This is a genomic window from Leptotrichia trevisanii DSM 22070 (assembly GCF_000482505.1).
Lineage (GTDB): Bacteria > Fusobacteriota > Fusobacteriia > Fusobacteriales > Leptotrichiaceae > Leptotrichia > Leptotrichia trevisanii.
In genome coordinates, this window is the sequence record NZ_KI519446.1 from 1 (window position 1) to 14,641 (window position 14,641).

Annotated in this window: 15 protein-coding genes; 4 read left to right on the top strand and 11 right to left on the bottom strand. The window is 30.3% G+C overall.

What is annotated here, in order from left to right:
• Positions 1-262 precede the first annotated feature (262 nt).
• Positions 263-1,138, top strand: coding sequence for a hypothetical protein (locus K324_RS0112400; RefSeq protein WP_026749414.1), 876 nt, complete (start codon positions 263-265; stop codon positions 1,136-1,138).
• A gap of 328 nt (positions 1,139-1,466) precedes the next feature.
• Here K324_RS0112400 and K324_RS0112405 read toward each other — a convergent pair whose 3' ends face one another.
• The 9 genes from K324_RS0112405 to K324_RS0112445 form a co-directional block, all read right to left on the bottom strand.
• On the bottom strand, positions 1,467-2,276 hold the full coding sequence (locus K324_RS0112405) for an energy-coupling factor ABC transporter ATP-binding protein (RefSeq protein ID WP_026749415.1): 810 nt from the start codon (positions 2,274-2,276) through the stop codon (positions 1,467-1,469).
• A 55-nt stretch (positions 2,277-2,331) separates the two neighbouring features.
• Positions 2,332-2,895: a macro domain-containing protein gene (locus K324_RS0112410; RefSeq protein ID WP_036095805.1), complete on the bottom strand. Its 564-nt coding sequence runs from the start codon at positions 2,893-2,895 to the stop codon at positions 2,332-2,334.
• 61 nt (positions 2,896-2,956) lie between these two features.
• The gene (locus K324_RS0112415) at positions 2,957-3,796 is read right to left on the bottom strand and encodes an energy-coupling factor ABC transporter ATP-binding protein (RefSeq protein WP_026749417.1); all 840 of its coding nucleotides are present in this window, start codon (positions 3,794-3,796) and stop codon (positions 2,957-2,959) included.
• Positions 3,778-4,533: an energy-coupling factor transporter transmembrane component T gene (locus tag K324_RS0112420; RefSeq protein WP_026749418.1), complete on the bottom strand. Its 756-nt coding sequence runs from the start codon at positions 4,531-4,533 to the stop codon at positions 3,778-3,780. Before K324_RS0112420 ends, K324_RS0112415 begins: the two co-directional genes overlap by 19 nt.
• Positions 4,534-4,539: 6 nt before the next feature.
• Positions 4,540-5,139 carry a hypothetical protein gene (locus K324_RS0112425; protein ID WP_026749419.1) on the bottom strand — a complete coding sequence of 200 codons (600 nt, stop codon included), beginning with the start codon at positions 5,137-5,139 and terminating at the stop codon, positions 4,540-4,542.
• A 420-nt stretch (positions 5,140-5,559) separates the two neighbouring features.
• Entirely contained in the window at positions 5,560-5,868 is a 309-nt protein-coding gene (locus K324_RS0112430) for a DUF898 family protein (RefSeq protein WP_026749420.1), read from the bottom strand.
• Positions 5,869-6,069: 201 nt separating this feature from the next.
• Complete coding sequence (aphA, locus tag K324_RS0112435) at positions 6,070-6,792, bottom strand: acid phosphatase AphA (protein ID WP_012806412.1); 723 nt, start codon at positions 6,790-6,792, stop codon at positions 6,070-6,072.
• 72 nt (positions 6,793-6,864) lie between these two features.
• Positions 6,865-7,023, bottom strand: coding sequence for a hypothetical protein (locus tag K324_RS16140; RefSeq protein WP_169720588.1), 159 nt, complete (start codon positions 7,021-7,023; stop codon positions 6,865-6,867).
• A gap of 82 nt (positions 7,024-7,105) precedes the next feature.
• Positions 7,106-8,524, bottom strand: coding sequence for an NADP-dependent glyceraldehyde-3-phosphate dehydrogenase (locus K324_RS0112445; protein ID WP_036095810.1), 1,419 nt, complete (start codon positions 8,522-8,524; stop codon positions 7,106-7,108).
• Between the two features lie 284 nt (positions 8,525-8,808).
• On the opposite strand from K324_RS0112445, the gene K324_RS0112455 reads away from it, so the two are divergent.
• The 3 genes from K324_RS0112455 (at position 8,809) to K324_RS0112465 (ending at position 11,880) form a co-directional block, all read left to right on the top strand.
• Positions 8,809-9,702, top strand: coding sequence for an alpha/beta fold hydrolase (locus K324_RS0112455; protein WP_248615405.1), 894 nt, complete (start codon positions 8,809-8,811; stop codon positions 9,700-9,702).
• A 151-nt stretch (positions 9,703-9,853) separates the two neighbouring features.
• Complete coding sequence (mreB, locus tag K324_RS0112460; RefSeq protein WP_026749423.1) at positions 9,854-10,885, top strand: rod shape-determining protein; 1,032 nt, start codon at positions 9,854-9,856, stop codon at positions 10,883-10,885.
• A gap of 41 nt (positions 10,886-10,926) precedes the next feature.
• Entirely contained in the window at positions 10,927-11,880 is a 954-nt protein-coding gene (locus tag K324_RS0112465) for an ATPase (protein WP_026749424.1), read from the top strand.
• A gap of 983 nt (positions 11,881-12,863) precedes the next feature.
• On the opposite strand, the gene K324_RS0112470 is transcribed toward K324_RS0112465, so the two are convergent.
• Both K324_RS0112470 and K324_RS0112475 read right to left on the bottom strand, forming a co-directional pair.
• On the bottom strand, positions 12,864-13,724 hold the full coding sequence (locus K324_RS0112470) for an AraC family transcriptional regulator (RefSeq protein ID WP_026749425.1): 861 nt from the start codon (positions 13,722-13,724) through the stop codon (positions 12,864-12,866).
• Between the two features lie 79 nt (positions 13,725-13,803).
• Entirely contained in the window at positions 13,804-14,622 is an 819-nt protein-coding gene (locus tag K324_RS0112475; RefSeq protein WP_026749426.1) for a Cof-type HAD-IIB family hydrolase, read from the bottom strand.
• Between the last annotated feature and the right edge of the window lie 19 nt (positions 14,623-14,641).

The window sequence follows — 14,641 nt, forward strand, 5'->3', positions numbered from 1 at the left end:
GGATTTGGCGATTATATTGTAACTGGTTTCCTCTTTTTTGTTAATTAAAAATTTGATTAAATTTATTTGCCCCTATATTTTTTACTCTGTCTTTTTTCGCAAAAGAATTATATCAAAAAAATTTATTAATTAATTTGAAAAAATTTTCTCAATAATGTAAAATATAGTAAGAATTCTTAAAAATTAAGAAATGTATTTTTGACTTTAAGAGGAAAAATATACACGTTTATAATAAACAAAAAATTGAAAGGAAATAAACAAGATGAAAAAATTAACTGCTATTTTATTATTTTTAACATTTGGAATTTTTGGAAATGCAGAAAGCATAAGTGATATTATTTATAAAAAACTGAGTGCAAAAGGGATTAAACGTGAAATTATTGAAGAAACTATTAAACTTGATGAAGAAATTGGCGATGGACTGCTTTTTGAAACTTCGGATATTGATGGAGCGGAATATTTGGAAAAACTGGAAAAATTGCTTGAAAAGGATAGAAATAATTATATTGTGGCAGGGAAAATCGCTGAAACTTATTTGGCAAGCCTTTACTTGAAAAATATAAAAAATGGAAAAAAATATATGGATATTTTTGAAAAGGCTAATCCAGCAGATTATGAAATTTGGAGCATGAAAGTCAGTTATTATGGGAATATTGAAGATATAGACGAGAAAAGCAAAATTATTAATCAAATAAATAAAAAATATCCAAATTCTTTATTTTTAAAACTTATAAAATTACAGGAAGAAGCCAATGATAATGGCGTGAAAAACTTAAAGCCTGAAATAGATGAAACTCTAAAACTTTTGAGCAATAAAAATGAAACTGACAAATTTACAATGTCAGATGAAGAAATCTACTCCTACAAGTTAAGTTTACATTTTTTAAATATTCGGAATTTTGTTGAAAAAAATGAATTTCAAAAGGGAATTGACTATTATTTAAATAATATTGCAACACTTTCTGCAAGTAATGAGGTGAAAAACTACAACTTGGGGCAGGAAAAATTTTTATTTATGATGATAACTACAATAAATAATAATATTGAAAACAAAAGTCAAAAGAAAAGAAATGCAGAAAAGCTCAAAAATACTGATATTTTTAGAAAAATTGATAAAAACAGGGAAATTGAATTATAAAAATTTTACTCAAAAAGAAAGCTGTTTACTAAAGTGATAAAACCAACAAATTAATAAAATAAACATTTTAGGAGCAACTCAAATTTCTCATAGATTATGTTATACTAAACCCCATTTAAATAACAAATTTATTAAAAATTTTTTCAACAAGAAATATAAAATTCAATATTTCTAAATAATTAAATTTCGTTTTTTAAATGGATAATTGTATTGATACAAGAAATTTGAGATTGTTTCCTACTTAACCCTATTTTTTCTCTATCTATTACTTTAGAATTAAAATCTTAACTATTTTAATTTGTATCATTTTTCATTTTACTAAAGACAACTAACGCATATTTTCATAATTTTCCACAAATTCCTCCACAGACAAAACCTTTCCATCCATTTCCATTTCCTTAGCCAAATCACTGATATACGGCTGTTTCACCATGCTTTTCTCCAATGTGTCAAATTGCCAGAAAATATCACGTTTATCTCCATCAGCAATAACTTTTCCATTTGTCATTACAATTACCCTGTCAAAGTTTTTTACTACAAATTCCATATCATGAGTTATTGTAATAATTGTCTTCCCCTGCTTTTGAAGTTCGTCAATCAAGTTATGCAAGACTCTCATTCCTCTAAAATCCTGACCTGCTGTTGGCTCATCCATTACAATAACGTCTGAACCCATTGCAATTACTGCGGCAATTGTAACAAATTTTCTCAAGGAATACGGTAAATTGTACGGATTTTCCTTTTGATATTTTTCAAGTTCCGTTAATTTTATGGCATTTTCTACCATTTTTTTTGTTTCATCAGGAGAATATTTTAATTTTTTTGCTCCAAAGGCTATTTCATCGTAAACATTGTTATGAAATATCTGATCCATTGGATTTTGAAAGACATATCCGACTTTTCGGCTCATTTTGGCAACGGTATATTTCTTTGTATTCCAGTCATCTACAACAACATCTCCGCTTACTGGCTTTAACAATCCATTCAACATTTTTACCATCGTTGTTTTCCCAGCTCCATTTTGCCCAATAATTGCGACTTTTTCCCCTTTTTTAACTTCAAGAGAAACATCGTTAAGCACATTTTCAGTTCCGCTCGGATATTTAAAACTCAAATTTTTGACAGTAATAAAACTCATAGTTAATCTCCTTTAAAAATCTTATTAAACAATTTATCTTTAAATATTTATTTTTTTATAAAATCCCTTTCTCTTCCAATAACTTTCTATAAATCTCAAAATTTTCATTTTCAAAACATACAAAATTTACTTTTTCTATAAAATCATTTTTTGCCAAATATTCTGTCACAGCGTTAATAGCAATTTTTGCTGCTAAATCTTTTGGAAATCTGTACACTCCTGTCGAAATATTTGGAAATGAAATATTTTTCAGTTTATTTTTTTCAGCCAATTCTAAACTTGAAATATAGGCTTTTTTTAATAGTTTTTCTGCAAATAATTTTGCTTCATTATTTTTTCCTGACTGCCAGACAGGCCCAACTGTGTGAATTACATTTTTGAAAGGCATATTTCCTGCTCTTGTAATAACAGCTTCTCCAACATCGCATTTTCCGCAGGAAGCTCGTATTTTCATACAATCTTCGACTATTTGCTTGCCACCCTTCTTATGAATTGCACCATCAACACCACTGCCTCCAAGCAAGGAAGAATTTGCGGCATTGACAATCACATCAGCAGGATATTCAGTAATATCGCCTTTTACAAGTACGATTCTATTTTTCAAATCTTTTGGTTTCATAATTTTTCCTTTTTAATAAATATTTTCAAGATTTGCTTAACAATTTTTATTTTTTATTACTTTATTTTTTCAATAATTCCACTGTCTTTTCCTTGGTTATAGGAATTTCTTCAAACTCAACTTTTCTCGCTTTTTCAAGTTCATAGGCAAGTATAGAATATTGTGTCATACCAATTTCCTTTTCCAGCAAGATTTTATTATTTAAGACTTCTTCCGCTTTTCCACTCAAAATTATTTCCCCTTCATCAAGGACAAGTATATTTTGAGCATATTCTGCTATTAATTCCAATTTATGCTCAACCAAAATAATTGTCTTTCCTTCATTTGCCATTAAATTTATAATTTTGAAAATATCTTCCGTCCCTTTTGGATCAAGCTGTGAAGTGGGTTCGTCAATAACTAGAATATCAGGATCCATTGCGATAATTGAGGCAAGTGCCACTCTTTGCTTTTGTCCGCCAGACAAGTCATAAGGATTTCTGTCACGCAGCTTTTCAATTTCAAGCAGTTTCAATATTTCTTCAACTTTGGAAATTATCTCTTCTTTCTCTAACCCCAAATTTTCAAGTCCATAAGCGATTTCCTCAAAAACTGTATCTTTTACTCCGCTAATTTGCGTAAATGGATTCTGAAATACAAATCCAATTTTCTGCACAAGTTCCTTTTGAGAATAATCTTTCAGTTCTTTATCTTCCAGCGTTATTTTCCCTGTCAGTTCCCCTTTATAAAAATCAGGCACAAATCGCCTTAACATATTACAAAATGTCGTTTTCCCGCTCCCATTTTTTCCAATTACAGCCCAAAATTCGCCTTTTTTTATTTCAACATTTATATTTTTCAAGGCTTGTTTATCTTCAAGTGGATATTTGTAGTTCACATTTTCTATTTTAAAATAACCCATAACACCCTCCACACAATACACAGCACTATAAAAATAGCCAGCATAATTTTCATAATCTTATCATTTTTTGTTTCTTCTATATCGTGCAATATTGTCCGCTTTTCCCCAATGGAAAATCCTCTCGACTCAAGTGTAATCGCACGCTCTTCGGTACTTATTATGGATGACAACACCATTGGAATAAATATTGGAATAAGTGCCTTAAATCTTACGAATACATTTCCTTCCATTTCTACTCCCCTTGCCTTTTGTGAATCCATAATTATATCTGACTGTTTTTTCATTTCAGGAATCATTTGAAGCGATAAAAGCAAAATAAATGCCGATTTAGGATTAAGTCCTTTTTTTTCAAGAGCCACTGTGAACTCTTTAGCTTTTGATATTAGTGTCAACATTGTTATAGTAGAAACTAGAGCTGCAATTTTGGAAGTCAATCTTACCGCAGTTATTATCCCAGTCTTATATACTGTAATAAAACCAAATTTTGCCATAATATCATTAGAAGGAATCATCAGCCCCTGTACAACAAATATAATCAAAGTTAGAAAAAACAGGCTAAAAAACACTCTTTTCAAGTATATTCCCAACTTTTCATAAAAATAGGCAACAATTCCGCAAATTGCTATCAATAAATATCCGTAAGTATAGTTTGGCAATATAAATGCTGATATTAACAATACTGCGGCTAAATAGAACTTCGTAAGAGGATACAAGTTTCTAAAAAAATTTTTAATCATAACTTCCTATTCTCCATTTTTCTTATAAATATAATTTTCTCCATATTTAAATTTTATTAAATATCTATCTGACATGCTTTTTATAATTAATATAGAAATTACTGTTGTTACAATTTTATCAGCTGCTTCTGTAAGCATAGTGGCTATCGCAACTGCTTGTCCCAAACTAAATCCTATACTTTTAAATAATACTACCACTGTAGATGAAGCATTTCCTGTAAATCCTCCATAAACTTTAATAATTATAGGAATAGATACAATTATTGAAGCCGAAGCCAGTGCCAAACTTACTATAATTGTTTTTATTACTAAATTTTTAGTTCTCATTTTTGCAAGAATTCCTACAACCAAGGCATTACATATTGCTACAGGTATAAATGCAAAATATTCTGGAGAAAAACTTCCTGTAATCAGACTCGTAATAACTGCTGTTACTGTCCCCACCCAAGGCCCTGCAATAAGACTAATAAACACCGATCCAATTGAATCAAGAAATATAGGCAACTGTAAAAATTTCGCAATCCCAAAACCTGTAAAATTAATAGCCACCGCTACTGGTATCAACAAACTTGACATTAAAGAAAAATCCTCTTTTAAACTTTTCATTTTTCTGCCTCCTTAAAATTTTATTTACTATATTTTAAAACATATTTTTCAATATTTCAACCTTTGGAAGAAAGTTTTGTTATTTTTTTAACTATCTCCATCAAATAATGTTTATCTTGATTTTTATTTCAGTTATTTTGGTTAAAAAATATTTTTTCTTATTTTTACATATTCAAATATATTTTAAACAGGGAGATCAAACGCCATCCCTCCTATTTCACAATAACAGTTATTTTAATATCTTTAATTGATTATCACTTAATAATAGCGAAAGCTCTACGAACCACTCTCTAAAAATTTTCTTAACAGAATAAAATTTCCTTAATAAAGTTTATGCTTTCTAATGGGATTTAGTATTAAATGAAGTTTAGTATAAAATCAACAAAAAAAGACTGAAACAATCAGCCTTGAGTTAATAAATTAATTTAAAAAAGTTGTATTTTTTACTTTCCATTGTTCTAATTTAATGTGTACCCAAAATCCGTATATTCCTAATGTTACTATTATTAGCAACAACCATTTTATCCAATTACCAAACAAACCTACTGCACTGCCATTAAATTTTAATCTTCTGCCTTCAACAACAGTATGATTTATTTTCCAACCATAAATCATGCACAATGCCCACGGATAACAAATCCCGAACGTACAAGATGTTATAAGAGAGCCTAAAATAATCCACCCAATGTAACTAAGCAGCCCACCGTCAAAATAACTTTTATTTTCCATAATTCCTCCTTATAATTTTAAATTAATTATAACACAAAATATTACTTTATCAAAATTTTCATTTAAATAAAAACAGCAGGAAAGATACAGCTTTCATATATTTGGTGTATATTATAGCCATACGTTCCTATATTTTTTCAATAATAAAAATCAGAAGTATCTTTTTATACTTCTGAAAACATTTATTATAATTTTTTATTTTTACCATGCAGAGTTTATTAGAACTTCTTCTCCGTAGCCACCGTTCATTTTTTGTGGATTCGTAGAGTTATAAGCTCTTTGAACTCTTATTCCTCTTATTCCTAATTCTCTTGCGGCTAAGATATCATCGTCACTGTCACCGTAGTGAATTGAGACGTTGTGTTTTTTGATATAGAATGATTTGTCATATTTGTAGCCACCTGTTGGTGTGTCAGCTGTGTATTCTACATAAACTTCTTTTGGCAGTTCAAAGTATCTTTGCAATGTTTTAGAAAGTTTTGTAGAAGTGTAGTTTTTGTCTTTTGAATGTTTTGTTCTTCCTGTGATGAAAAATACGTTATCTCCTCTTTCCAAGTGCATTTTTATCAAGTCTTTTGCAGATTGTTTTGGAATTGAATGTTCATCTCCATTTTCAGCTACATAATCCCAGAATTTTTGGTTGTACAGGTAACTTACAGCTCCTCTTTTATCTCCTGGAATTTGGAAATAATGTTGCCCATAGATAAAGTATCCGCTTGAATGAAGCAATGTGTCATCAATGTCAAAACTTACATTAATTGGCCCTTTCCCCTCCAAACTTTTCTTAATGTCATCAACAGACACAAAATGAACAGCCTTCTGAACTTTATCTGTCGAATAAAATCCCTCATGAGTGTAAGGAACTTTTGGCCCTGCTGCAAATACTACAGATGCAGCAAATAAAAATAATAATGCTTTTTTCATAACATTTCCTCCTATATATTTTTTATTTTTTTAGATATAATTTTATTCTGTTTTTAAAAAATTATTTTTTTGCTATTTTATAGGTTCACACCCTATAAACTCTCCCTTTGCTGTATAAGTGCATATATTCCCTACTTTTTTCCCAGTTCTCTTGGGAATTTTAAAATAGGAACAACTTACAGATGTTAATGCAGATAAAACCAATACTATAAAAACCTTTAACTTTTTCATAGGAAAACCTCCCGTAAAATAGTTTTTTATCTAAATTTTTCAAAAAAAAGATGTTCTCCCAAAAGAAAACATCTCTCCAATTTTATATATCAAATACGATAGATTTAACTCTTGTCATGCTTTCTATGCTGTATTTTATTCCTTGAACTCCCGCTCCTGAACCTTTGATTCCTAAGAATGGGAAACTGTCAGGCCCTCTTTGAGTCTTGTTATTTATATGTACTGTTCCTACTTCCAGTTTTTCAGCGATTTCAAACGCCAATGGGAAATTTTTGGTGAATACTGCTGATTGTAGTCCATATTCTGATTTATTTGCAATTTCTACTGCTTCATCCACAGATTTTACTCTGATAATCGGCAATACTGGCCCAAATGGTTCCTCCCAGGCGATTCTCATATCAGTTGTTACGTTGTCAAAGACTACTGGCCAGATTAAGTTTTTCTCTCTTTTTACTGTTGTCAATGCTTTTGCACCTTTTTCCTGCGCATCTTTTATCAGTCCTTCAATAAAGTCTGCTGACGAAGTGTCAATTACTGTTGTAATATCAGCATTGTCAAAAGGATCTCCCACAGTTAATTTTTCAACTTCCGCTTTTATCAAGCTAGCCAATTTATCTGCAACAGAGTCCATTACAAGCACTCTTTTAATTGCAGTACATCTTTGTCCAGAATAGCTGAATGCTCCTGCCACTATATTTTTTGCGGCTTTTTCCAAATCAGCGTCCTCCAATACGATTCCAGCGTCTTTTCCACCTAATTCAAGCATAATTGGACGCATTCCTGCAAGTTTTCCGATTTTTTCCCCAATTGGTGTACTCCCTGTAAAGTTTATAAAGTTCACTTCCTTATGTTCAATCAAATAATCTCCAATTTCAGAACCTTTTCCAGTTACAGAGTTGAATACTCCCGCTGGAATTCCAGCTTCTGCAAATACTTGTGTCAATAATAGTCCACTAATTGAACCTTGTGTAGGCGGCTTGAAAATTACTACATTTCCTCCAATTAATGCTGGTGCGATTTTTGATGCTGATAAGTTTACTGGATAGTTAAATGGTGCGATTGCAAGTACAACCCCAACTGGCTCTCTTTTTACTGCCCCATATTTTCTCTTGCTTCCAGCTTCAAATCCACCACCATTTACAAATTCACCTGTGATTCTAAGTCCTTCTTCTGCAGCATATCTAATTAAATCAGCAGTTCTAACAACTTCTGAAATAGCTGCCTTAATTCCTTTTGCGACTTCCTTTGCTAAGTTTTCCCCTATTTTATCCTTATCTCTTTCAAGAATATCCGCAGCCTTATTCAAATAAGCCGCTCTTTCTACAGCCGACAATGCTCTCCAGGCAGGTAAAGCCTTTCTGGCAGATTCCATGGCATAGTCAACTTCTTCTCTTGACATGGCTGGCACAGTTCCAAGCTCTTCCCCGTTTATAGGCGAATAAATAGTTATTGTATTTTTAGAGTCTTTCCATTCTCCATTCACTAAATTTTGATAGTTCATCAAAATGCCTCCTTATTTTCATTTTTATATATTTTATATTTTAGCATATATTTTTCATAATTAATATAGTTTTTTCACATATTTTTCATATTTTCTATTTTCTGAAAAAGTAATAGAAATTTGATTGACTGATAAAATAGAATGTGATATAACAAATGTACGTAAAAAATGGAGAAAAAAATTTGTAATTGCAAAAAAAATAATATTATATTATAATGAATATGTGTACTTATTTAAAATTAGTGAAAGACTGAGTATTTGATAATATTTTTTCAGAAAGGAACATGATGGAAAAGCAATATTTTGAGAGTTTTGATAATAAAAAAATCCCTTATCTGTTTTTTGAATCAAAAAGAGAAAAATATAAAAATAATGTTGTGATATTTCATGGAATGACAGAACCTGTTGATAGATATGCTGAATTTGGGGAGTTTTTGGCTTCCAACGGATACAATGTATTTGTTATGGAAATTCGTGGGCATGGTGAGCTGAAAGAAAATGAAATTGGAGATTTTGGAAAGGGTGGAATAAAATCTGTCTTTAAGGATATTGATTTCTTTTTTGCAAAAATTTTGAGCAAAGTTGGAGCAACTCCAAGTAATACAACGATTTTTGGACATAGCATGGGTTCTCTTATTGGAACACGATGGGGAATTAAAAATAAATATAAATATTTTATTTTATCAGGGTTTCCATTGAAAAATCAGCTGGTAGCCTTAGGCGGACATTTTGCCACTCTTCTGGAAAGAATGATTTTCAAAAAAGTTTCTGTATTTAATAAATTTATGGAAAAATGCAATGCAAATTTTGAGCCAAATAAAACGAAATTTGACTGGTTGACAAGAGACGAAATTGAAAATAAAAAATACGAAGATAGTGAACTTTGTGGCTATCCTGTCACACCAAAGTTTTATTCTGGAATTTTTTCCACAATGGGATTTATCAACAGAAATTACAAAAAATTAGACGAACATGCAAAAATATTGGCTGTCTACGGAACTGATGACAAAGTAATTGACATTCCATATATTAGTAAAATTTTTAATATATTAAGAAAGAAAAAAAGAAGAATAAATATTCTTGAAAATAAAAATGGACGGCACGAATCCCTTAACGAAACAAATAAACACGAAATTTATGATGAAATTTTAAAATGGCTAAATGCAAAAGATTTTTAATTTATATTTTTAATAAATTTAAATACTTTAGTTAATATATTTTACAAAAAATAATAATATAAACAAAAAATTTAAAAAAATTGCAAAAAATAATAAATTTTTATCGAAAAGTATGATATAATTAAGGAAGTTAATTTTAATAGGAGGAAAAATGGGAGCATTTGATTTTGTAAAAATATTTAGAGTAAATAAAAGCATCTCAATAGATTTGGGAACTGCGAACATATTGATTTATGATAAGCAAAGAAAAAAAATAGTGTTAAATGAGCCATCTGTGGTTGCAAGAGATAGAAAAACTGGAAAATTAATTGCAGTTGGAAGAGAAGCTAGGGAAATGTTGGGAAAAACTCCTGACAGCATTCAGGCTATCAAGCCTCTGCAAGATGGAGTTATCGCAGATATTGACTCAACAAAGGAAATGATTACATACTTTATTCATAAAATTTATGGAAATTCATTATTCAAACCGGAGGTAATGATCTGTGTGCCAATCGAAGTTACAAGCGTGGAAAGAAAAGCCTTGTTTGATGCGGTAAAAGGTGCTAAAAAGACATACATTATCGAAGAAGGGAGAGCCGCTATCATTGGTTCAGGCGTAAATATTTCACAACCTGAAGGAAGCATGGTAATTGATATAGGTGGAGGTTCTACTGATATTGCAATTCTTTCACTTGATGAAATTATCGCAAGTAAATCAATCAGAATCGCTGGAAACAGATTTGACGAAGATATTGTAAGATATGTAAAAAGAAAATACAACTTGTTAATCGGGGATAGAACTGCTGAAAAAATTAAAAAGGAAATGGCTACAGCATTAAAGGTTCAGTCGCCTGAAGTTATGGAAATAAAAGGTAGGGATTTGGAATCCGGTATTCCTAACACAGTAGAAATTAACGCAAATGAAATTTATGAAGCAATTGAAGATTCATTATACCAGGTAGTGAACTCAACAAAAGAAGTTCTTGAAAAATGCCCGCCTGAGCTTGCCGCAGATATTCTGGATAACGGAATTGTAATGACTGGTGGAGGTTCATTAATCAAAAACTTTGTTGACATGATGGAAAAAGAAGTTGGAATCAAAGTGTTCTTATCTCCAAATCCATTGGATTCAGTAGTTTTAGGTGGAGGAGCTGCATTTGACAACAAAAAATTATTAAGAACTCTTCAAATGAAAGAAAATTAATAATATCTGTTGTTAATCTAAAAAAGAGAAAATGAGAAAAAATGAAATTACAGGAAATAACTGAAAAATTTAACAATGAAATAAATCAGGATAAAATAAGTGCAAGTTATCTCTTTTATGGCGATAAGAGAGTTGACTTGCTTTCTTATGCACTAATGTTTTCAAAAATGATTATGACAAAGGATGTGCAGAATGACTCTGAAAAAGAGAAAATAGAACGGCTTATTAATAATTTCCAGCATCCTGACATTGAAATAATAAATAAAAGCAATGAAAACATAAAAATTAACGAAGTTCGGGAAATCATCTACTCATCAATAGAATCTTCCTTTAATTCGCCAAAAAAAATATTTATCCTGTGCGGAATCGAAAACTTGCGAAAAGAATCTTCAAACGCTCTTTTAAAAATTTTGGAAGAACCCCCACAAAATGTATACTTCATACTTCTATCAAGAACATTAAACATCATTTCCACAATAAAATCCCGTACAATCAAATTTCATCTATCTGGAATGAACAACGATGAACTGGGAGTCAGCAAAGAAATTTATTATTTTTTTGACGGAAATGAAAATGATATTTTGGAATTTAAAAAACAAAATCTCTCACTTGATGATATTGAATTTAAAATTAATACTGTAGAAGATATTTTACAAATTATTTTTGAGATGAAAAATTATGCAACTGGAGAACTGGTTATAAAAAATAATCTGGATTTGACGATAAAATATAATAAAAGCATTGAATTGCTGGCACGTCGAATACGTTTTTGGGATATCGAAAATGTATATTTTTTTATAAATGAAATCGAAAGCGAACTGAAAAAGGAGAAAGAATTTCTGATAAATTTTCTTTCAAAAATCATTATAAATGTGAAGTATTCTGTGGGATCAAACGAATTAAGAAAACTGATAAATTTGAAAAATAGCATTAGAAGCAATGTAAATGTAAAAAGTGTGATTTTTAACTTTTTTGATATTTTGCAAAGTTCTTAAAACTAATTGAATAAAATTAATAATACTAAACCCCATTTAAAAATAGGAATATATTTTTATAATGGGGATATTTAATAACTAATTTATAATCATTCAATTAAATTATTTTTTAACTATTTTGATTAATAAATATTTTTTTATATTATTATATTTTTTCTTTTTATTTTCGTAGGATTGCTCATTGCCGCAAATCCTACAACCTATGGCTAGTCTACGACATTTATTCTGTACTGACAAAAAACTCGCTGTGCTCAAACAGTTTTGCCAGCACAGAAAAATGCTCCGACGGACTTAGTTTATAAAAAATGAAAATCATATTTTAATTATTTGAAAATATTAGGTTTTTATTCTTTTCTAGAAAATTTTGTAATAAATCTGTTATTTAAATAGAAAATAATATTAATTTAGACTACTCTGTTTAATAATTGTTTATTTAATTTAATTTAATTTTATTTATATTTAGTTTTTTTATGTAAAGGTATCAAACACCATGCCCTTACAACCCCGCTTCTCGAATTTCAATTTTACAGTAAAAGACAAAACTCGCTTTTAACAAAAGTAATTTTAATTTCATAAGGTTATTACCAACTTAAATATAATAGAAAAGCTCAAACAAGTTGTCTTTTACTGAAAAATTAGAATCTCGAAAATTTATAATAACTATTTTTCTTTAACTAAGATAAATTTTTTAGTTTTAAAAACCGACGGAGCTTTTATTTGTTCAACTACGACTATTTGACGACTGGAAGGAGGAGTTTCGTAGTTGGGCAAATAAAAGTCGTAGTCTAGCCATAGGTTGCAGGATTTGCGGCAATGAGCAATCCTGCGAAAAATAAAGAAAAACATAATAAAAATAGTAAAAACTATTATTAAACAAAATAATCTAATATTAAATCCTGTTAAGAGCAAGAAATTTTAATTCTTTGATAAATATATTTAATTCAAAATTTATTAAATATACACTATTTGAATGGGAAATAATATTAATTTTTATCTTTTACTATCGGAACCCAAAGTTCCATTTCATAGTCAGAACTATACATATCTCCTTCACCATAAACTTCAAAATCAGGTGTTCCAGCGTGTCTGTAACCTTGTTCTGGGAAAAATGTCCCTGTCACATATTTCCATCCTTCATGAATGCAATTTGGAACAATTCCCTTCAATTTTACTACAGCATATTCAGCTTCTGGAACTTCAAGTATATTAAGTCCCAAATCGTTTGCTTCGGTAACATTTTGAATATCGTATCCAGCCATATAGTTTACAGTAAACTTGCTTTCACAATTTTCATTTTTCTCAATTTCATAGCAAGCTCCATAACTTTGTCTATTTCCTAAATTTTCTAATTTTTCTGGAGATACTTTTTTAAAAAGTTTATCCCAGACATTAGGAAAATCACCACCTTCTTCAATTCTTTCCACCAATCCTGCAATTTTAAAAGCCGATTTTTTCATAACTTTGATGTCCATATTTTTTCCTCCTTCAATACTTAAAGATAATCTTATAGGAGAAAAAATTTGAAATGCACTTCCTTTTCTGACTTCCTTTGGTGTGTATCCATGAAATTTCTTGAATGCCAAGGAAAATGAATCTTGAGATTCATAGCCGTATTTAAAGGCTATTTCTATTATCTTTTCATCGCTTTCACGTAAATCTATCGCAGCACAGCTCAACTTTCTAAAGCGAACATACTCGCTTAACGGATAATCCACCATAATTGAGAACATTCTGCTAAACAGCGGATACGAATATCCAGAAAGCAATGCAATCTTTCTCTCGTCAATTCTATCAGTCAAGGTATCTTCGATATATTTCATCGTTTCATTAAATGCCTTAATCATATATTTTTCCTCCTTACACTAAAAGTATATATGATTTTTCGACTTTTTTCCCGATAATTCCTGTACAAATTTTATAGTTTTAAAATTCAAAAAACTCCTCAATCGTAGTTTTCAATCCATGCTTCACATTTGAAGTTGAAATAAATTTAGAGATGCTTTTGATTTCAGGAATTGCATTTTCCACAGCCACAGGCATTCCCACGTACTCCAGCAACGGCTTATCGTTCGCACTGTCACCAACCGCAATCATTTCTTCAGGCTTTATATTCTCAATTTCCCCTAATTTTTTCAATGTTTTCCCTTTATCCACATTTTTGTTAGCAATTTCTAGGAAGATTGGTTTTGAAATGGCGATAAAATAATCATTCCCGTGGACTTTATTCATATGTTTTTCTGCCATTAATACTTCTTCAGGCGTTCCAATAATCATACATTTTGTAGTTTTGTCTATTCCTTTTTTTTCTAAATCTTCAAGTGAATCAAATTTTTGGAATTTCATTTTACATTGATTTGTTTCATACATTACTCCATCTGTCGATTCTGTCCCATAAATCGTATCCCCAACGTACAAAATCATCGGAACATTTATTTCCTTTGAAACTTTATAAACATTTTCTATATCCTTTTTCCCCAGTCCCTCGTGAAAAATTACTTCATTTGTCTTCATATCAATTAATTCTCCACCGTTAAATGCCAAGACATAACCTTCATACTTATCCATTTGAAGCTCTTTTGCATATTCAAACATCGCATAACTAGGCCTACCGCTTGCAAGCACAAATTTAACACCCTTTTCCTTCTGAACTTTCACAATCGCCTCAACGTTTTCACTTGTTATCCCATGCTCCTCATCAAGCAATGTCCCATCCATATCCGTTGCAATTAGCTTGTAATTCATAAAATCCTCTCGCTTTCTC